General features: G+C 63.0%; 17 protein-coding genes. 10 read left to right on the top strand and 7 right to left on the bottom strand.

Going from position 1 to position 19,850, the window contains the following annotated elements; translation table 11 throughout:
- Positions 1-74: 74 nt before the first annotated feature.
- On the bottom strand, positions 75-1,391 hold the full coding sequence (locus tag ACMFWR_RS29000) for a Rieske 2Fe-2S domain-containing protein (RefSeq protein WP_413195824.1): 1,317 nt from the start codon (positions 1,389-1,391) through the stop codon (positions 75-77).
- A gap of 410 nt (positions 1,392-1,801) precedes the next feature.
- Here ACMFWR_RS29000 and ACMFWR_RS28995 point away from each other — a divergent pair, with 410 nt between their 5' ends.
- Positions 1,802-2,533 (top strand): GntR family transcriptional regulator, encoded by a 732-nt coding sequence (locus tag ACMFWR_RS28995; protein WP_413195823.1) that lies wholly within the window; start codon positions 1,802-1,804, stop codon positions 2,531-2,533.
- A 193-nt stretch (positions 2,534-2,726) separates the two neighbouring features.
- Here ACMFWR_RS28995 and ACMFWR_RS28990 read toward each other — a convergent pair whose 3' ends face one another.
- Positions 2,727-3,629: a LysR family transcriptional regulator ArgP gene (locus ACMFWR_RS28990; RefSeq protein ID WP_413195822.1), complete on the bottom strand. Its 903-nt coding sequence runs from the start codon at positions 3,627-3,629 to the stop codon at positions 2,727-2,729.
- 105 nt (positions 3,630-3,734) lie between these two features.
- Between ACMFWR_RS28990 and ACMFWR_RS28985 the strand changes: the two genes are divergently transcribed.
- Entirely contained in the window at positions 3,735-4,367 is a 633-nt protein-coding gene (locus ACMFWR_RS28985; RefSeq protein ID WP_413195821.1) for a LysE/ArgO family amino acid transporter, read from the top strand.
- A gap of 170 nt (positions 4,368-4,537) precedes the next feature.
- Here ACMFWR_RS28985 and ACMFWR_RS28980 read toward each other — a convergent pair whose 3' ends face one another.
- Positions 4,538-5,437 (bottom strand): LysR substrate-binding domain-containing protein, encoded by a 900-nt coding sequence (locus tag ACMFWR_RS28980; RefSeq protein WP_413195820.1) that lies wholly within the window; start codon positions 5,435-5,437, stop codon positions 4,538-4,540.
- A gap of 199 nt (positions 5,438-5,636) precedes the next feature.
- On the opposite strand from ACMFWR_RS28980, the gene ACMFWR_RS28975 reads away from it, so the two are divergent.
- From ACMFWR_RS28975 to ACMFWR_RS28965, 3 genes are read left to right on the top strand one after another with little or no spacing between them, the layout of a single operon-like run.
- Positions 5,637-6,821, top strand: a complete 1,185-nt coding sequence (locus ACMFWR_RS28975) for a branched-chain amino acid ABC transporter substrate-binding protein (protein ID WP_413195819.1) — start codon at positions 5,637-5,639, stop codon at positions 6,819-6,821.
- Positions 6,818-7,420, top strand: a complete 603-nt coding sequence (locus tag ACMFWR_RS28970) for an L-2-amino-thiazoline-4-carboxylic acid hydrolase (protein ID WP_413195818.1) — start codon at positions 6,818-6,820, stop codon at positions 7,418-7,420. The genes ACMFWR_RS28975 and ACMFWR_RS28970 overlap by 4 nt, the downstream gene beginning before the upstream one ends.
- Complete coding sequence (locus ACMFWR_RS28965) at positions 7,417-8,703, top strand: Zn-dependent hydrolase (RefSeq protein ID WP_413195817.1); 1,287 nt, start codon at positions 7,417-7,419, stop codon at positions 8,701-8,703. The genes ACMFWR_RS28970 and ACMFWR_RS28965 overlap by 4 nt, the downstream gene beginning before the upstream one ends.
- Here ACMFWR_RS28965 and ACMFWR_RS28960 read toward each other — a convergent pair.
- The 3 genes from ACMFWR_RS28960 to ACMFWR_RS28950 are packed head-to-tail and all read right to left on the bottom strand — an operon-like array spanning position 8,700 to position 13,497.
- Positions 8,700-9,677 (bottom strand): sulfonate ABC transporter substrate-binding protein, encoded by a 978-nt coding sequence (locus tag ACMFWR_RS28960; protein WP_413195816.1) that lies wholly within the window; start codon positions 9,675-9,677, stop codon positions 8,700-8,702. The genes ACMFWR_RS28965 and ACMFWR_RS28960 overlap by 4 nt on opposite strands.
- 20 nt (positions 9,678-9,697) lie before the next feature.
- The gene (locus ACMFWR_RS28955; RefSeq protein ID WP_413195815.1) at positions 9,698-12,112 is read right to left on the bottom strand and encodes a TonB-dependent receptor; all 2,415 of its coding nucleotides are present in this window, start codon (positions 12,110-12,112) and stop codon (positions 9,698-9,700) included.
- A 44-nt stretch (positions 12,113-12,156) separates the two neighbouring features.
- Positions 12,157-13,497 (bottom strand): LLM class flavin-dependent oxidoreductase, encoded by a 1,341-nt coding sequence (locus ACMFWR_RS28950; RefSeq protein WP_413195814.1) that lies wholly within the window; start codon positions 13,495-13,497, stop codon positions 12,157-12,159.
- 219 nt (positions 13,498-13,716) lie between these two features.
- On the opposite strand from ACMFWR_RS28950, the gene ACMFWR_RS28945 reads away from it, so the two are divergent.
- Complete coding sequence (locus tag ACMFWR_RS28945; protein WP_413197378.1) at positions 13,717-14,748, top strand: LacI family DNA-binding transcriptional regulator; 1,032 nt, start codon at positions 13,717-13,719, stop codon at positions 14,746-14,748.
- A 164-nt stretch (positions 14,749-14,912) separates the two neighbouring features.
- On the opposite strand, the gene ACMFWR_RS28940 is transcribed toward ACMFWR_RS28945, so the two are convergent.
- Positions 14,913-15,917: an aliphatic sulfonate ABC transporter substrate-binding protein gene (locus tag ACMFWR_RS28940; protein ID WP_413195813.1), complete on the bottom strand. Its 1,005-nt coding sequence runs from the start codon at positions 15,915-15,917 to the stop codon at positions 14,913-14,915.
- 330 nt (positions 15,918-16,247) lie between these two features.
- Between ACMFWR_RS28940 and ACMFWR_RS28935 the strand changes: the two genes are divergently transcribed.
- The 4 genes from ACMFWR_RS28935 to ACMFWR_RS28920 all read left to right on the top strand — a co-directional run bounded on the left by ACMFWR_RS28935 (position 16,248) and on the right by ACMFWR_RS28920 (position 19,839).
- Positions 16,248-17,174 carry an AraC family transcriptional regulator gene (locus tag ACMFWR_RS28935; protein WP_413195812.1) on the top strand — a complete coding sequence of 309 codons (927 nt, stop codon included), beginning with the start codon at positions 16,248-16,250 and terminating at the stop codon, positions 17,172-17,174.
- A gap of 132 nt (positions 17,175-17,306) precedes the next feature.
- Positions 17,307-17,873 carry a carboxymuconolactone decarboxylase family protein gene (locus ACMFWR_RS28930; RefSeq protein ID WP_413195811.1) on the top strand — a complete coding sequence of 189 codons (567 nt, stop codon included), beginning with the start codon at positions 17,307-17,309 and terminating at the stop codon, positions 17,871-17,873.
- Complete coding sequence (locus tag ACMFWR_RS28925) at positions 17,870-18,997, top strand: acyl-CoA dehydrogenase family protein (protein WP_413195810.1); 1,128 nt, start codon at positions 17,870-17,872, stop codon at positions 18,995-18,997. Before ACMFWR_RS28930 ends, ACMFWR_RS28925 begins: the two co-directional genes overlap by 4 nt.
- A complete protein-coding gene (locus ACMFWR_RS28920) occupies positions 18,994-19,839 on the top strand; it encodes an ABC transporter ATP-binding protein (protein WP_413195809.1) in 846 nt (281 codons plus the stop codon). Before ACMFWR_RS28925 ends, ACMFWR_RS28920 begins: the two co-directional genes overlap by 4 nt.
- Positions 19,840-19,850 lie beyond the last annotated feature (11 nt).

Genomic DNA, 19,850 nt, shown 5'->3' with positions numbered 1-19,850 from the left:
GTGTGTGGCGCAAGACGCGTCGCATGACGGTCCCGCGCACTCCGTGTGAAGAGTGAAGATGCGTGGGTCAGCGATCACGCGCGCGGTGCTTGCCATGGCGCGGCATCGCGGCGTTTGATATCGGACTCCTTCCAGTACGCATCCCACCCTTCGGCCGGACCGATGCCGTCGATCGACGCAGGGCCGGTCAATCGGGATGCCTCTTCGGCATCGAGGACCATCAGCGTGCGTTCGCCCGCTTGCGCCTTTTCGATCGCGTCAATCAGGAGACGCCGGTACGCGATGATGCCCTTATCCGTGGTGCCCAGATGTTCGCGCGTGCGGTCCTGAATCGGACCTTGCGACTCGACGGCCCACTGGTCATGCACGTTGATGTCGAAACCCATGCCCGTGTAGGTCTCCTTGAGCTGCTCATCAAGACTGAAACCGTACTGGTTACGCTTGTTGCGGCGCGACGTGTAGTCGGGCAGTTCGTAGAGCTCGAGACGCTGCTCGCGCATCTGTGCCTTGTTGGTCGGCGCGCCGAAGCTCGTGAAGATCGCGTACCAGTAGCAGTGATGGTCATCGACCGGCACGTGCCATTGCGTGATGGTCATCTCCGAACTCATCGGGATCACAAACGCTTGCGGGAACACGACGTTGGTCACGCGCACATGGGTTTGCGTCTCGCTGATCGCGCGCCGGGCGATCAATCGCAGCCCGTAGTCGGTAGAGCCAACCTGGATATCCGGGGTTTCGTATTCGCGCAGGACTTGTGTGATGGGCATCGTCGAGTCGGCCGACGCGCCGCGAAACTGCTTGCCGTAGCTGTCGCTCACATCCTCGTCTTCAAAGAACCGGTGCAGAAACGATGCGTGCGCCGGATCGATGCCGACTTCGAGCGCCTGCAGCCAGTTGCATTCGAACAATCCCTTGAATGCAAACGTGTACTCACCGGGCGCCGCAAAACAATCGAAGTTCGGAAAGGCCGGGGGTTCGCCCTTTCCGATGTAGGCGAACAGGATGCCGCTACGCTCGACGACCGGGTATGCGCTCTGCCGGACCTTCTTGCACAGCGTGCTGCCCACGGGTTCGCCGGGTGTGGACAGGCAGGTGCCGTTCACGTCGAACAACCAGCCATGAAACGCGCAACGCACGCCACCCGCTTCGAGCCGACCGGCTGCGAGATCCGCGCCGCGATGCGGACAGTCGCGATCGAGCATGCCGTAGCGGCCCTGTTCGTCACGGAAGACGACGAAGTCCTGCCCCATCAGGCGCACCGCGCGGATGGGGCGCGCAACGGGCAATTCATCGACCAGCGCGACCGGTTGCCAGTACTGGCGCAGTAACCCGCCGGCGGGCGTACCCGGTCCGACGCGCGTGATCAGGTCGTTTTGCTGGGAACTCATCATGGCTCTATCTCCGCATGGGAAGGGACGGTGACCGTGTCTCAATGCATGCAGAACGACGGCCTATGAATGCAGAGATTAGATGTTGGAATTCAATTTCGCAATGACTGCATGCAAACTAATGTTCACGACAACCTTTGCCAACTTACTTTCGATGTCTGAATAATCAACATATGTATTTGTTTTTATGCATATTTAGTCGTCATATCGGTGTTTTCACCAAGTTCCAGTGGAAAGTAGCGGAGATGGTGATTTGATGTGTTTTGCATGCAATCAAGTACATTGTTGAGGATTTCACGCACCGAACGAGCGTGCGTCCGCTAGAATTCCGACATACGCGTCGCCGGATCACTGACGCCGTCGCGAATCACCCCTTCGCAGCTTGCAGCCCTGACGGGACGCTGGAGACAACCATGGAATCCCAACAAGAGCGCGTGCTCGTTCAACTACGCGACCTGATCCTCAAGGGCGCATTCGCACCGGGTGAGCGTCTCGCGGAAGTCGCATTGGCCGAGCGGCTCGAGGCGTCGCGTACGCCCGTGCGCCTCGCGCTGGCCAGCCTTGACCAGGAAGGACTCGTCGAACCTTCGCCCGCCGGCGGTTATGTCATGCGGCGAATCACGTCGGCGGAGATCACGGATGCGATCGCGGTACGCGGGCACCTCGAAGGGATGGCGGCCCGGCTTGTGGCCGAACACGGGGTGCCGCGGCAGCTATCGATCGCGTTGAACGAATGCCTGCGCGCGGGAGATCGGCTGCTCGCCAAGACCGAGCTCGATCTCGACGACTATGCGGGCTACACCGATATGAACAACCGGTTTCACAAGCTGTTCGTCGAGGGGTCGGGCAATGCCGCGTTGATCCGTGCGATCGACGTCAACAACCGCCTGCCGTTCGCCGCGGCAAGCGCGATGCTGCCGATGCAGTCCGCGCTCGAGGAAGGGCGCCAGTGGCTGATCATTGCGCATCAGCAGCATCACAGCCTGGTGCAAGCGATGGAGCGCGGCGAAGGCACGCGTGCGCAATCGCTCGCGACCGAACACGTGCAGATCGCTCAACGTAACCTGACGTACGCACTCGAACGTCCGGAGGTGTATAGGAAGCTTGCGCCCGCGTTGCAGCTCGTGTCGGAAGCGATTCTGTAGAGCGAAGGCCGACGGCTTCGAACGCAAGCTTTCGGGCTTTCGGGCTTTCGGGCTTTCGGGCTTTCGGGCTTTCGGGCTTTCGGGCTTTCGGGCTTTCGGGCTTTCGAGCTTTCGAGCTTCCGAGCCCCGGGTTTCCCAGGCGCTTCAGGGACGACGTTTGGACCACATACGCCGCTCCGACGTGCCGGGTGACTCAGTCCAGAAACTCGGAAGCCTTGCGGCGAAGCGCCGCGCTGAAGTCATCGAGCCAGCCAATCGACAACCGCCAGCTTTGCCAATAGAGGTCGACGTCGAAGGGCCGCCCCTCCGACAGCTCGACGAGCGCGCCCGTCTTCAGATGCGGCGAGATCATTCGTTCCGGGCACATGCCCCAGCCCATGCCCGCCACACACGCACGCTCGAAGCCCTCGACGTGAGGAATCCAGTGCCGCGGCGGTTCGATCTCGGCGCGTGTGATGCGGCGGATAAAGCGCTGCTGCAATTCGTCCTTCGGATTGAAATCGACGCACGGCGCGACGCGAAGCGTGTCCCGTTTCACGCCATCCGCGAAATAGCGCTCGAAGAACGCCGGCGAACACACGGCCCGATACCGCATGCGCCCGAGCCTCACGGAGCGGCAGCCTTGTACGGGCTCGGCCAGCGTCGTGATCGCACCTTGCACGCTGCCGTCACGAATGCGCTGAACGGTATGGTCCTGATCGTCGATCACGATATCGAGCAGCATGCGGCGCTCGGTACAAAACTCCGCCACCGCATCGATAAACCACGTCCCTACACTGTCGTCGTTGACGGCCACTCGCAACGTCGGCCATTCCGCCGGTAGCGTATTCGATGACAGGCGAGCGGTCGGCATCTGGCCGCCGAGTTCGGACTCGAGCATCTGAACCCGCTCCGTATGCCTGCACAGCAGCGCGCCGGACGGCGTGGCAACGCAAGGCTGGCCACGCGTGACGAGCACGCTGCCGACACGCTCTTCAAGCAGTTTCACGCGCTGCGATACGGCCGACGGCGTCACATTGAGCGCGCGCGCCGCGCGGCCAAAAGATCCGTGCGTGACCACCGCGGCCAGCGCCTCGAGCAAGGCGTAGTCGAGCATTAGATTTGCTTAACTCGGTTAAGGAGATTGAGATTTTCTGATGCGACGATTCGCGGCAGACTACGCCCATTCGAAGTCTCCGTCCAGCTTCAGACTGTCTACACCATGAATCAAATCGCTTTCCTGCACGGCGCTGCGCTGTGCGCTTCGCTGATCGTCACCATCGGTGCGCAGAATGCCTATGTGCTCCGGCAAGGCATCCTGCGTTCGCATGTCGCCAAGATCGTCGTGCTGTGCACCTTGTCGGACTTTGCCCTGATCGCGGCGGGCGTCGGCGGCGCTTCGGCATTGATGACGCAGTATCCGCGGTTCGTCCACGTGATGCTGTACGTGGGGCTCGCTTATCTGCTGTGGTTCGGTGTGATGGCGTGGCGTCGCGCGCTCAAGCGGGGTCACGACGTCCTCGGCGACACGCAGCAAAGCGAAGCAACGGGATCGGCTCAGTCTCCCGTTCGCGCCTTGCCGATCATCCTGACGACCCTTGCCCTGACATGGCTCAACCCTCATGTGTACCTCGACACGTTCCTGCTGATCGGAACCGCGGGGGCGCGTGAGCCCGAGGGCGCGCGCGTGGCATTCGCCGCTGGCGCGATGGGCGTCAGCGCGATCTGGTTTATCGGGCTTGGCTACGGCGCACGCATGCTGGCGCCCCTCTTCCGGCGCGCGACGGCGTGGCGCATTCTCGACGGCGCAATCGGCAGCATGGTCATGCTCGTCGCGTTTTCGCAGCTTCGATAGCGGACCAATCTCGTGTCGTCAACTCTTCCTTATACATGCGCGGATAACCTCTGCGCACACGTCGGCCCAAGTGACGAATCTTGCTAGAGTATTTTAAAAGCCCGTTCGCTGATTCCGTCGCAACGTGCTTAAACGAAAGGTCGTCTCACCAATCGCTCCGGAGCGACGGTCTAAGGAGTGCGTTTGAGCGAATCCACCAACCAGTCGGCCAGTCGCTGTGCGCCGTCGGGAAGCTCAGCATCCGTGCGCCAGCAGAGATAGTAATGACGCCCGTCGTCGAGCTCGTGGTCGAACAGCTTTTTGAGCGCGCCCGCCCCCAACTCCCGCTGGATCAAAGGCTCGCGCAACAACCCCGCACCCAGATCGGCAAGCACGGCATGCAACGTCAATTGCCCGTCCTCGAATAGCGGCCCGACTGCGCGAGGTACATTGCGCACGCCTGCGCCCTGCAGCCAGTTGACCCACGTGCTGCGGTCTTCGTCGTGCACGAGCGGTGCCTTCGCGAGATCGGCCGCTGAACGAAACGGTCCATACCGTTTCGCAAATCGCGGCGTGCACACAGGCACCACCACACCGGAGAGCAACGGCATGCTGGTGTAACCCACCCAATCACCGGTGCCAAAACGGATCGACAGATCCGCCGCGTCGCTGCGGTAGTTGCGGTGATTGGCGTAAAGCACCGTGACGTCCACATCGTCGTTGTCCGACAGAAACGTCTGCAAGCGCGGAATAAACCAGCCCATGCCGAACAACGGTATCAGGCTGATGGTGATCTGCCGGCGTGTCGAACGCTCGCGCACGAATCCCGTTGCACTACGCAGCACCGAGAACGCGGTGCTGATCGAACGATAGTAGTCGCGGCCTTCGTCCGTCAGGATCAGCGCGCGGCCGTCGCGCGCAGTCAGCGGCGTCTGCACGAACGCCTCGAGCACCTGCAACTGGTGACTGACCGCCGACGGACTGATCTCGAGTTCGAGCGCCGCCGCGCGCACCGAACCGCGGCGCGCAAAGGCTTCAAACGCACGCAGCGCGCGCAACGGAGGATCCTCGGTTTGTTCTGTTTTATTCATGTATCAAATTTCATCCACGGCTTTTCCCGAATCGCATCAAAACGATACACCTTAAATATCAACGACTTGATCGCCAACCAACTACAACGCATATGGATCATTCAATTGGTCATTTAGGCATCCAGGTACACAATCATTAACGTTCGATGCACGCGTGACAACACGCAACACCTTTCTACTTCCGCTCACTGGTGCTTCGATGAAAAACCTTCACGCATTCGCAGTTCGCCCGATCGCCGCGGCGCTCGCCGCCGTCCTGTTGACCGCCGGCCTTAATGCATCGGCCGGTGCCGCAGAACCGCGCGTCGTGCTGATTGGTCTCGCCGCGCCGCTGACCGGCGCATCGGCACGGATCGGCAAGGATCTCGAGAACGGCGCACAACTCGCGATCGATGAAGCGAATCGCAATCACCCGACGCTCGACGGACAGCCGGTCACGTATCGTCTCGTCCCCGCCGACGACCAATCCGACCCGCGTACCGCCGTCACGGTCGCGCAGCAGCTCGTCGACCAGCACGTCGTAGGCGTCGTCGGACACTGGAACACCGGCTGCAGTGTGCCTGCCGCGCGCGTCTACCATGACGCCGGCATTCCGGAGCTCGCCCCCGCATCGACGGGACACCAGTACACCCAGCAAGGCTTCGATACCGCATTCCGCGTGATGGGCCACGACGACGGTAGCGGCGCCTACACCGGTGCCTATGCCGTCAAGACGCTCAAGGCGAAACGCATCGTCGTGATCGACGATCGCACATCGTTCGGCAGCGGGCTGGCGACGCAATTCGAAAAAGGTGTCCAAGCCAATGGCGGCACGGTTGTCGATCATCAGTACATCACCGACAAGACCGTCGACTTCAGTGGCGTACTCACCGAAATCAAGTCGAAGCAACCCGATCTGATTTTCCTCGGCGGCATCGATATCGAAGCGGCCCCGCTCGCGCGACGCATGCATCAGCTCGGCATCCACGCGACGCTGCTCGGCGCCGGTGGCTTTGTCAGTCAGACCTTCCTGAAGCTCGCCGGCACGGACGGCGACGGCGTCACTGCGCTGGAACCCGGACTGCCGCTCGAACGCATGCCCGGTGGTCCCGCATTCGATGCGAAGTACCAGGCAAGCTTCCATCAGCCGATCGAGCTGCATGCGCCGTTTGCATACGATGCAACGGCCACGCTGATCGAAGCGATCGGACAAACGAACTCGACCGACCCGCACAAGCTGACGGCGGCACTGCATCAGATCGAGCACAAGGGCATCACGGGCACGATCGCCTTCGACAACGAAGGCAACCTTAAAAACCCCGCTTATACGATTTATCAGGTCCGCGGCGGCAAGTGGGTTGTCGTCGACGTGCTGGGCGGAACGACACAGACGGCATCGAAATGAATCAACATGCTTTAGGCGGTGAGGCGGCTTCGCCCGCTGAGGCCGCTTCATCCGCTGCAGAAGGCGAACTTGGCATCCTGGCGCGCCGCCGGATCGAGGCGCAGATCATCAAACCGATCTACGAGATCCTCAAGCGCGACTTCGGCACGCAACGCGCGCAGGCCGTGATCGCCGAAGCCATCCGCGAGGCCGCCATCGACAGCGGCCGCCAGTTTGCCGAACGCGAACCCGACGGCCCGAGCATTCGCTCGTTTGTCGCGCTGCAGGTGCTCTGGGAAAAAAACGACGCGCTGGATATCGACATCCTTCGCTCGGACGACACGCACTACGACTACGACGTGAAGCGATGCCGCTACGCCGAGATGTATCACGAGATGGGGCTTGGCGAGATCGGGCACTTGCTCAGCTGCGCACGCGACAGTGTCTTTATCGAAGGATACGATCCGCGGGTGACGCTCGAGCGGACCACCACCCTCATGCAAGGTGGCCCACGCTGCGACTTTCGCTATCGGGCGGCCGCGTCGGCCGCTGATGCAGGTCAGTCTACAAGCACCGGGAATGGCGAGGCCGTTCCCTCCACCAAGGCACCACAGCGATGAGCGAATCCACGACGATGTCGGCAACCCGGCGTGTGCCATTGCGCACGGATCTGCGTGTCGACGGCGCCCGGCTCTGGGCTTCGCTCGAACGCATGGCGGAGATCGGCGCGACGCCGCGCGGCGGCGTGTGCCGTCTCGCACTCAGCGAGCTCGATCGCGAAGGCCGCGATCTGTTTGTTCAATGGGCGCGCGACGCAGGCTGCACGATTCGCATCGATCAGATGGGCAATATCTTTGCGCGACGACCCGGGCGCGATCCGGATGCGGCGCCCGTGCTCAGCGGGTCGCATGCCGATACGCAACCTACGGGCGGCCGCTACGACGGGATATATGGTGTGCTGGGCGCGCTGGAGGCCGTGCGTGCGTTGAACGATGCTCAGGTCGTAACGCAGCGGCCCATCGACGTGGTCGTCTGGACCAACGAGGAAGGGTCGCGTTTCGCGCCGGCCATGATCGCGTCCGGCGTGTTTGCGGGCGCGTATCCGCTCGAATACGGGCTGTCGCGCACCGATACGGCAGGGACGACCATCGCCGACGCCTTGACGCAAATCGGCTACAACGGTACGGAGCCCGTCGGTGGCTATCCGATCCATGCAGCCTACGAGCTGCATATCGAGCAAGGCGCGATTCTCGAGCGCGCGGGCAAGACGATCGGCGTGGTCACGGCGGGCCAGGGACAGCGGTGGTACGAGGTCACGCTCACAGGCATCGACGCGCACGCGGGCACCACGCCGATGGATCTGCGACGCGACGCGCTCGCAGGCGCGGCCGAAATCATTGGTCTGGTCGAATCCCTCGGCCAGGGTGCCGCGCCGAATGGCCGCGCGACGGTCGGCATGATCAACGCGCATCCCAACTCGCGCAACACGGTGCCCGGGCGTTGTTTCTTTACGGTGGAGTTCCGACACCCCGAATCAGACACGCTGGCAAAGCTCGACGCCGCGCTACGTGAAGGTGTTACCGCCATCGCGGCAAAGCGTGGCCTGACTGCGCATGTCGAAGCAATTTTCGACTACGCGCCGGTGCCTTTCGCACCCGAGTGCGTCGGCACCGTGCGAAGTGCCGCGCACACGCTTGGCCTGCCCGCGATGGACATCGTATCGGGTGCCGGACACGACGCATGCCACCTCGCACGCATCGCTCCCACCGGCATGATCTTTATCCCGTGCATCGACGGGCTCAGCCATAACGAAGCCGAGGCCATCACCCCGCAGTGGGCTGAAGCAGGAGCAAACGTACTGCTGCAAGCGATCGCGGCGAGTGCGGGCGCTGACGAGCTTTAATGCGCGACGGCTTGCGTCGTACCCTTCCAGACGATGTCGGCGACGTGGATCTTTGAGGGAAGCACTTTCTCCGCATAGAACGCGTCGGCGATCGTCTGCTGGATGCTCGTGATCTCGTCGTCGACCGGCACAATGCCGAAGCGCGAACGACTCAGGAACAAGGTCACGGTCGGCCGGTCGACGCCGATCTGCGACGCGAACAGCTGCACGGCTTCGTCCTGATGCGTCGCCGCCCACTGGTCGCTCTTGGCAACTTCCTCGAAGACGACATGCACAAGGTCAGCGTGCTCCGCGGCAAAAGCCGGCGACCCGAGGAAGAAGCCGTGCGGCTGCACGAGGCCCTGGCCCCAATCGGCGAGTACGCGTGTCGGCACGCTGCGCTGCGCGACTGCGAGGTACGGATCCCAGATCACCCAGGCGTCAACCTTGCCGGCTTCAAAGGCCGCGCGCGCATCGGCAGGCGTCAGCGATACGGGTTGAATGTCACTGATGCGCAGCCCGGCTTTTTCGAGCGAAGCCAGCAACAGATAGTGCGAACTCGAGCCGCGCTGGAATGCAACAGTGTGCCCCTTGAGATCCGCAACGGAATGAATCGGTGAATCAGGTCGCACGAGGATCGCTTCGTTCTGTTTGCCTGCAGGTTCCGCCGCCAGATACAACACGTGTTTTTGCGCGGCCTGCGCGAAGATCGGCGGCGGAGCCCCCGTATACCCCAGATCGATGCTGCCAACGTCCATCGCCTCGATCAGTTGCGGACCGGCGGGGAACTCCGTCCAGCTCACGCTATAGCCCAGCGGTGCAAGCCGCTTCTCGAGGGTGCCCTGCGCTTTGAGCAACGTATACGGTGTGCCCTTCTGATAGCCGATGCGCACGACATGGGTTGCATCGGCCGCATGCGCAGATGCGATGCCCGACACGGCGAGCACCAGTGCCACACCGACAACACGGATCAGGGGAAACAAGGGAAATTTCATCAGGCGCCTCAGGTCTGCCATCAATAAAAGTCTTTGCGAAGATCGATACCCACGTAACGACCCGCATCACGCGGCACCGTAATCAGGACGTAGCCCGAGCCGGTGGCCATGGCGCCGACGTACGACTTGTCGAACAGGTTCTTCGCGATCAGCGCGACGTGCCAGCCGTTTGCGTAGTTCAGGCCGACACTGGCGTTGAAGATGCCATAGGCCCCTTGAATCGTATAGGGCGACTGGCCGATATCGTATTGCTCACGGGTCTGGAAAGCATAGTTGCCATAGAGCTCAAGCTCCGGGCCGATCGGCAATGGCACGCGATAGTCCGCGGACAGATTGGCCTTGAACGTCGGCGAAAACGGCAAGGTCTTGCCGTTGACGTTGCAGTTGCCCTGCGCGCCCACGGGGCACGTGAACGAGTCGATATGCGCATCGGTCAACGCCAGTCCGCCGTTGAAGGTCAGACCGTCGATCGGGCGTGCGCGCGTATCCAGTTCGATACCGCGGGTCGATACGGAACCCGCGTTGATCAGGCGCGTGACAACCTGCCCTGCGACCGTGTCGTAGAAGTTGGCCTGATAGTTCTGATATTTGGTGTAGAACAGCGCGATGTTGGCCACATAACGATGGTCGGCGCTCTGCGTCTTTGCGCCGATCTCGAATGCGTTGGATTTTTCCGGTTTGAGCGCCAGCTCGTCACGCGCCTGCATATTGAAGAACGTATTGAAGGCCGGTCCCTTGTAGCCACGCGAATACGTCGCATAGAGCATCGCCGTCGACGTGAGGTCGAACTCCAGACCCGTGCGGCCCGACAAGCCGTTTGCATCGGTAAAGCCCGATGCCGCGAACGACGGATTGATCCCGGGCACCGCGACCGGCGAACTCGACACCCGCGTTTCGTCATACCCCACAACGTCGTGCGTGACGCGCGCACCGAGAATGGCACGCAAACGTGGCGAGAAATGGATCGTGCCTTCGCCGTACGCCGAATAGCTGTCCGTCAGCGTATTGAAGACCGCGTCGCCATGCGTCGCGTGCAGGGTCGATTCGCCGGGCTCGCATGGGGTCAGGCCTGCGGCCACGTTAGGCAACGTCGACGCTGAGCACGTCACCGCATCGCGCTGATAATTCTCGCGATCCTGCGTATGCATGAAGTAAAGGCCGGCGACGTAGTCGAACCATTGTCCCTTGGGCGACGTGATGCGCAGCTCCTGCGAAACTTGCGTAAAGCCGAGGTCGCCATGGTCCTTGGAACTCGGGATTTGCTCGTAGATCGTCGGTACCCAGGCTTCGTCGGTGACCTGCGTATTGTCCCAGTGCCGCAGGGCGGAGATCGACGTCAACGTGTAGCCGCCGGCGAGCGACCAGTCGATCTGGGCCGAGCCGCCCCAGTTCACGTCGTCGACCCACGGCGAGTCCGTCACATTGATATGTTGATTCGACAGGCTCGCCGTGACAGGCAGCAGTGCCGTGTTGTAGATCGGGTTCGTCACCTTGCCGATCACGCCCGACGCGTACGTGTCGCGCGAATGCATGTAGTCGAACGCAAACGTCGCCTTGAGGTCGGCATTGGGTGTCAGCACGAATTTGGCGCGCACCCCCGTATGGTCGTAGCCGTTGACCTTGTCGTCGTTGAACGCGTTGGTCACGTTGCCGCCGTAGTGACCGACGAGTGCCGTCAACGAACCCGTCAGCACACCGGGCACGATGGTGCCCGAGATGCCTGCACGCACGCGCTGCTCGCCGCCGGAAAAGAACTGCGTGTCGATGTATCCCGTGGTCTCGTGTGACGGATCCTGTGTCACGACGTTGATCACGCCGGCCGATGCATTCTTGCCGAACAGGGTGCCTTGCGGGCCTCGCAACACTTCAACGTGATCGACATCCAGCAGATCGAGCGTGGCTTGCCCGGGGCGCGCATAGACGACACCGTCGACGACGGTCGATACCGAGGGTTCGACACCGGGCGAGGTCGAGTTGGTGCCGACACCGCGAATCGTCAAGGTCGTGTCCTTGCTCGACAACGACGGCTTGAAGGTCAGCGCAGGCACTTCAGTCACCAGCGATTCAATCGAGTTGTTGTAAGCCCGATCCATCTCTGCGCCGCTGACCACTGTCACCGCCACCGGTACCTTTTGTACCGATTCGCTACGCCGCGTCGCCGTGACCACCACGGTCGGCAGAGCGGTGACGCCGGTCTTACCGTCGGACGCAACCGCTGCACCTGAGGCCGGTGATGCCGCTTGGGCTGTCGCTGTTGCTGTCGCTGTCGCCGCGCTTGCGTCCGCGGGGTTGCTGGTTTGTGCGTGCACGACAAACGGCGCGCTCGTCAGCGCTGCGCCAAGGGCAACCGCGGCCCAGGGCGTGTGACGGCGGCGAGAGACGAACGGATACCGAGCGCGCGCCCCCGCGCGCTTGCGAGTGTGTCGATGAATCACGGTGTTTCCCCGGTTGAGTGTTGTTGTGTGGCGATGGGCAGAGCTCACGCAGGAATCGGCCTGCGTGCGGGCGCGGGCCGTGCAAGGCCCAGGTGATCGCGCAATGTGCGACCTTCGTAGTGCGTGCGAAACAGGCCCCGGCGCTGAAGTTCGGGCACGACAAGCGCACAGAAATCGTCGAATCCGCGCGTATATTCGGCGGGCATGACATTGAAGCCGTCCGCCGCGTCGCGCTCGAGCCACTCCTGCATGGCATCGGCCACCGTGACGGCGTCTCCCACGACGCTGAAATGCCCCCGGCCGGCGGCGATGCGCAGGTAGAGCTGCCGGATCGTGAGTTGTTCGTTGCCGGCGAGTGCACTCAGCAGCTTCTGGCGGCTTTGCTGGCCGCTTTGCGTGAGCGGCAAGTCCGGAAGGGGTCCATCGAGGGGAAACGCGCTCAGATCGAAGTTGCCGAGCATGCGTGCGAGCAATGCACGGCCCGCCTCGGGATCGACCAGCGACTGCAACTGCGCATGCCGGTCTTCGGCCTCCTGGCGCGTCTTTGCGACGATCACCGACAGACCGGGCATGATCCTGATCGAATCGCGAGTGCGCCCGGCCGCTTGTGCACGGTCCTTGATGTCGGCGTAAAACGCGCGTGCTGATTCGATCTCGGGATGCGCCGTAAACACCACCTCGGCCGTTTGGGCCGCCAGTTCGCGCCCTGCCGGTGACGCACCGGCTTGCACGACGACGGGGCGTCCCTGCGGCGCGCGCGAAATATTCAGCGGGCCTTTGACGCTGAAGTGCGGGCCTCGATGATCGAGAACGTGAAGTTTGCTTTCGTCGTAGTAGATGCCGCTGTGCTGATCGCGTACGAACGCGTCGTCGTCCCAGCTGTCCCACAGCCCGGTCACGACGTCATGAAACTCACGTGCACGCTCGTATCGCTCGGCGTGCGAGAAATGTGCGGTCCGGCCAAAATTGCCCGCCTCGGCGGCGTTGTCCGAGGTCACGAGATTCCAGCCTGCGCGGCCGCCGCTCAGATGATCGAGCGAGGCAAACTTGCGCGCGACATGGTAGGGCTCGTTGAAGCTCGTGGTTACTGTCGCGATCAGCCCGATACGACTCGTCACCGCGCTCAGTGCCGCGAGCAAAGTCAGCGGTTCGAAGCGGTCAGAACGATTGGCCCGATGCGCACCATGCCCGACGTTGGCCGCCACGCTGTCTGCAATAAACACGGTATCGAAACACGCACGCTCGGCAGTCTGCGCGATCCGGACGAAGAACGGCAGGCTCAAGCCGTCGCGCGGATCGGCGTCAGGCAGTCTCCACGCCGCGAGGTGGTGGCCGGTCTCCATGAGAAAGGCGCCGAGACTGAGCTGGCGCGCATGTCGGGTCATGCTTAAGTCCTTTGCGTTGTGATGTGTGAGTTCGGCGCGTACATTTGGCAATGCGCTGTCACGGTGAACTTCGATGTGCGCTGGTCAAGTTCAATGGTTAGCGCTAACATAGGCACGCAGTCTCACGGCATCGCGACACGTGGTCAAACAATAAAAACGCCTCTCGTTATTCGTCCCCGGACTAAAGACCGGGCATCAAGGAGTCCAGCAGTGAGTGATATGCCCGCGCGCAAGCGCAGGAATTCGGGTCGTGCGACGCTGCAGGATGTCGCTCAGCGGGTTGGCGTCACGTCGATCACGGTGTCGCGCTATTTTCAGCAGCCCTCCCGCGTATCGGCTGAAATGCGCGAGCGCATCGCCACGGCGGTCGCCGAGCTGGGCTATGTGCCGAACCTGGTCGCCGGGAATCTCGCGTCCGCGAAGAGCCGCGTCATCGGCATGGTGATCCCCAACATCTCAGGGCCGATCTTCGCGAACACGATTCAGAGCTTCAGCGATGTGCTGACCGCACACGGCTATCAACTGTTACTCGCGTCGAGCTATTTCTCCGCCGAACTCGAGGAAAATGCGGTAAGGGCGTTTCTAGGCTGGTCCCCTGCGGCGCTTGTCCTGACGAGTCATCATCACTCTGCGGGCACCGAGCGCATGATTGCGCGCACCAAGGTCCCGGTCGTGGAGACCTGGGACTATCAACCCCATCGCGCACCGATGCAGGTGGGTTTCGCGCATCATCAGGTCGGCCGCATGGCGGCGCACTATCTGATCGAGCGTGGCTACCGTCGCATCGCTTTCGTTCAGAACCATGCCGCCGGCGACATCAGTGCGCTCGATCGCCGCGATGGCTATGTCGAAGTGATGAATGCACACGGGCTCAAACCGTGGGTCTTCGTGCCGAAGGCGGAGGCACCGTTCGAGGCCGGCCAGCAGGCGCTCGAAGCGCTGACCGCGCGACGATACCCGGCCGATGCGATTGCATTCGCCAACGATAACCTTGCCGCCGGGGCCTTGCTCGCCGCTCAGCGAGCCGGCATCGACGTGCCGACGCGCTGCGCGATCATGGGTTTTGGTGATTACGCGTTCTCACCGCTGCTGAGTCCGAATCTCACGACGATTCGCCCACCCGCACGGGCCATCGGCGAGATTGCCGCGATGCGGGTTCTGCATCGGCTCGGCGTCGTCGACGACGACACGCAAGCCGGCTTGCCCACAGGTGAACTGGAGTGCGAACTCGTCGCGCGCGAAAGCGCGTGAGTGCCCGGTGAGACTTCGGAGGCGCTCGGGTGATTATCCGGGGCGCCTTCGTCGCCTAGTTCGCCCGACTACATGGCCCTGATGCGGTTCACCAACCCGGCCACGGCCTGGCTCATGAGCTGGCTCGCCGCGCGGCTAGCCGGACGTACCGCGCCCGGGCGATATCAGGCCTTACCCGGCGCCGGCTTCCAGAAGCCGACGCGGCGCGTGTCGATCGCCTGAGGGATGAACCCTGCCGCAAAGAACGTATCGGCAATCGACTGCTGTTCGCCGAAGTTTTGTGCCTCGACGAGGCGCACGGCATAGCTGCGACGACCGTTCGCGCGCTCGACGGTCGCGTCGTCGAGCCCCCAGACCGGCGCGAGCAAATGCGCGGCGTCCTGCGGGTGAGCCTTGACCCAGACACCGGCCGCAACCAGCTGCTCGTAAAGCACGCGCACGACTTCGGGGTGGGCGTCGGCGAAGGGCTTCGAGGCGAGGTAGTAGCGCTGATAGGACGCCAGGCCGGTGCCATCGGAGAGAATGCGCAGACCCGGTTCACGCTCGACGCTGGCCACGTACGGATCCCAGGTGACCCACGCATCGACACGTCCTGTCTCGATCGCCGCGCGACCGTCGGCCGGTGCGAGATAAACGATCTCGACATCCTTCGCCGTCAGACCAGCGCGTTTCAGCGCAGCCAGCAACAGGTAGTGTGCGCCGGCCGCCTTGGCCACAGCGATGCGCTTGCCCTTCAGGTCGGCGAATGATTTCGCTGGCGAGTCCTTCGGCACAATAATGGCCTGCGCCGTGGGCGACGGCGCTTCCTGCGCTACATAGACGAAGTCCGCGTGCGCGGCCTGCGCAAAAATGGGCACGGTGTCGGCCACGTCGGCACTGAAATCCACGGCGTTCGCGTTCAGGGCTTCGGCAAGCGGCAGACCGCTCGCGAACTCGGCCCACTTGATGTGGACGTTGAGGGGCGCGAGCGCTTTCTCGAGCGTGCCCTGCGCCTTGAGCGTCACGATCAGCGTCGACGATTTCTGGTAGCCGATCCGAAGCTCGGTCGCAGCAGGCGCCGCGCTATCCGCGAGCGCGGCGGTACTTGCGCCGAACAACACGGCGCCAAACGTAAGCGAAGCCAATACAGTCTCTAAAAGGCGGCGGCGCCCGTGATTCATTCCGAACATCGTTGATACGTCTCCGTCGAGCGGCAAGCTAAAAGAAAGGTCATGTCGAAGCGGATGCTAGCGGACGTCATGACATGGGCTAAACGACAAAACAACGAATGCATATATCCGAAGGTGGAAAGCGCGCCCCCTTCGCGTCGTTCGCGTGCGGCAATCTGCCGGGACACCGCATGAACAGTGCGCAAGGCGTGCGAAACGGTCATCGGCGGACGAGCGGCTAGACCCCCTGCTCCGCAAGGGCATATGCAAATGACATTCGGATCGTTCACGCGGCGCCGTGGCTGCGAGACACTAAGCCGTTTTAGTGGATTGCCGACGGGCATATCGCGCATGACGCCGCAGACCGAACGAATCGTCCATTGGTTGCTCTCGGGCCTTGAGCTCCAGAGCACGGTGTTTCACGTCGGTCAGTATTGCGGCCGCTGGCAGGCGTCGACCTCGGGACGGGGTCTGGCGAGCTTCCATGTCGTGCTCGAAGGCCGCTGCTGGTTCAAGCGCCCCGATACCGGCGAAAGTATTGCGCTCGAAGCCGGCGACACGGTGTTCCTGTTGCGCGATATCCCGCACGTACTCGCACCCGACCCGGACCGCCTGCTTGCCGGCGCACCGATCGAACGTATCGGCGCGATGGGGCCGCTCGGTACGACCGAGCCCGACGGCACCGGACTCGCTTGCGGCTTCTTTGAGTTCGCGGCGATGCCCGGCGAATTGCTGCTCTCGCTGCTCCCCGACACGCTGATCGTGCGGGCCGGCGACGCATCGTCGGACAGCGCACGTGCCGTGTTCGATCTGATACGAGCCGAAGCACTGCGCGAATCGATCGAGCCTTCGCCCCTGATCGCCCGCCTGACCGAATTACTGTTCTTCTACGCACTGCGAGAGATTGCCGAGCGCGATGATGTCGCCGCAGGTCTGTGGTCTTTGCTCAAGGGACATGAATTCTCCGGCCTCGTGCACGCCCTGATCGAACAACCCGGGCGAGCCTGGTCGACGGACGCGATGGCCGCGCACGCCCATATGTCGCGCGCACGGTTTTTCAAGCGCTTCGTCGAGGCATGCGGTCAGCCACCCGCCCAGTTCCTCACGCTGATTCGCATGAAGGTCGCCACCGAGCTGCTGCGCGACGGCGCCAGCATCCTGGCCACGGCCGAGCACGTCGGATATCAATCGGAGTCGGCCTTCGCACAGGCTTTCAAGCGCGTGACCGGGGCACAACCCGGTGCCTTGCGACGCGGCACCCCCACGGTCGTGCACTGAGTACATCGCGTTGCGGCGTCGTGCGTCGACGCCCGAGACGAATCCGCAGCAATCCGAGACGGCCGCGCATTGCCGGTCATCGCGGCGTCGAGAAGAATGGACAGGTCGAATCTCCATGCCACAGGACCATTCATGAGCCGCCTTCCGCTTCAGACCATCGAATCCGCCCCCGAGGCGAGCCGCCCGTATCTCGAACGCTCGCTCGCGAACAATGGCTTCCTGCCGAACCTTGTCGCGGCGCTCGCGAACGCACCGACCGCGCTTGAAGCGTATCTGACGGTCGGCGAAATCAATTCGCGCAGCGGCCTGACGCTCGCCGAACGCGAAGTCGTCCAGATCACGGCGGCCGCCATCCACGGCTGCGGCTTTTGTGTCGCGGGCCATACGGCCGTGGTGCTCAAGAAGGCCAAGCTTGCGTCTGAACTCGTCGAAGGCATCCGGTCCCGGGACACCCTCGACGACGCGCGGCTGAATGCCGTCGCACGATTCACCGAAGCCGTGATCGCCACGCGTGGCGCGGTTGAAGACGCGGCACTCGACGCGTTTCATGCTGCCGGCTACTCCGACGCCGCTGCGCTGGAAGTCGTGCTCGGCGTGAGCCTGGCGACGCTGTGCAACTTTGCAAACAACCTGTCGAAGAATCCGCTCAATCCCGAACTCAAGGCCTACGAGTGGACGCCGGCCACCCAAGCGGCATGACGACAACGCTCTCGACGCTGGATCCGGCGCTGATCCAATGGCTCGAGACGCATGCGCAAGGTCTCGATGAAGGGACGACGCTGCCTGCGGCGCTACTGCCCGTGCTGGGGCGCGCAGGCGTATTTTCAGTCGGCGTGCCGCATTCGATGAACGGTTCAGGCGGCTCGATCGCCGACGCCATTCTTAGCGTGGCCAGCATCGCAACGCATTCGCTGACGGCCGCGTTTGTCACGTGGGGACATCGCACCTTTATCGAATACCTGCTGCATAGCCCGAATGCCGCACTGCGCGAACAGTGGTTGCCATCGTTGCTCGACGGCAGCCATGCAGGCGCGACGGGCCTGTCGAATGCGATGAAATACCTGGGCGGGATCGAGTCGCTGCAAATTCATGCAGCGGACACGGAACACGGCCTCGTCGTCAACGGCAAGCTGCCGTGGGTCACGAATCTTCGACCGGAGGGCTTTCTGGTTGCCGCGGTGGCCGAACGAGGAAGCGGCAAGGACCCTGTCATCCTCGCGATCGCACACGACGCGCCAGGCGTTGTGCGGAGTGCCGACCTCGACCTGATCGCGATGCGATCGAGCAACACCGCCGCGGTCGATCTCGTCGACGTACCGCTCGACCGCGCCTCGATCATCGACGAGGACGCCTTGCGCTTCCTCGCACACGTGCGCCCTGCGTTTCTGGGTCTGCAATGCGGTCTGTCGATCGGTCTCACCCGGCGTTGTCTCAACGAGGCACGCCAGGCCGCCAATGTGCTTGCCGACGAGATTGAAGAGATCGAGCAGCGATTGGCGACTGCGACCCGACATCTTGTCGAAGGGGTCAGCGCCCATACCTATCGGGCACACGCTGCGCCGCTGTTCGAACTGCGCATCGAGCTTGCCGAGCTCGCCTCCGGCGCGGCATCGCTTGAAATTCAGGCCACAGGAGGACGCGGCTATCTGCACAATCAACCACGCGCGGTCGTGAATGCAACGTCGACGCGCAGCGAAACGCCCTCGCACGAAATCGGCGCGGCACGGCGTTGGCGCGAAACTGCGTTCATTCCGATCGTCACACCGAGCCTGACGCAGCTCAAGGCCCAGCTTGCGCGGCATCGCGCGGGAACCGCTGCATGATCGCCCCCCTGCTCCAGGCGCGCGACATACGCGTGCGCTACGCGGGCGAAGTCTCACGCACGAGTCGTGCGCGACCTGGCGCCGCCCTGGATCACGCGCGACGACACGTTCGAAACGTGCTCGACGGCGTGGATCTGAGCGTCCCGCAGGCACAGATCGTCTCGCTACTGGGACCGAGCGGTTGCGGCAAATCGAGCCTGCTGCGCGTCCTTGCGGGACTCCAGCACCCACTGTCCGGTACCGTGTCGATCGCAGGCACGACGTTCGAGGCGCCGCGAGCGGATATTGCCGTCGCATTCCAGGACCCTTGCTTGCTGCCGTGGCTCGACGTTGCGCGCAACGTCGGCTTCGGACTCGATTTCAAACACCAGCCCCGGAGTACGCAGGTCGAACGACGCGCGCGTATCGAGGCCGTGCTCGAAGAAGTCGGACTGCTCCATGCGCACGATGCACGTCCTTCGCAGCTCTCGGGCGGCATGGCGCAACGTGTTGCGCTGGCGCGCTGTCTGGCTCGCGAACCCCGCGTGCTGCTGCTCGACGAACCGTTTGGCGCGCTCGACGAAGCGACTCGCGCCGAAATGCAGCAGTTGCTGTTACGGATCGTGCGTCATGTCCGCACGGCGACCGTGCTCGTGACGCACGATATCGACGAGGCGCTGTGCGTCTCGGACCGCATCGTATTGCTCGGCATGAACGGCCGTGAAGCGGCCAGCTGGACACTCGACGAAACGACGCCGCGCGACTCCGCAGGCCCGGAATACATGCGCTTGCGCGACACGATCTGGCGCGCGCTGCACGCAGCGCGTGTCGCCGATGCTTCCGCCCCCTCCCACACTGCCTGACGACTACTCTG

The sequence above is a fragment of the Pararobbsia alpina genome (assembly GCF_965118125.1).
In the GTDB taxonomy this organism is placed as follows: Bacteria; Pseudomonadota; Gammaproteobacteria; order Burkholderiales; family Burkholderiaceae; genus Pararobbsia; species Pararobbsia alpina_A.
The sequence above is the reverse complement of the archived record's forward strand: the minus strand, read 5'-3'. Positions and strand labels throughout refer to the sequence as shown.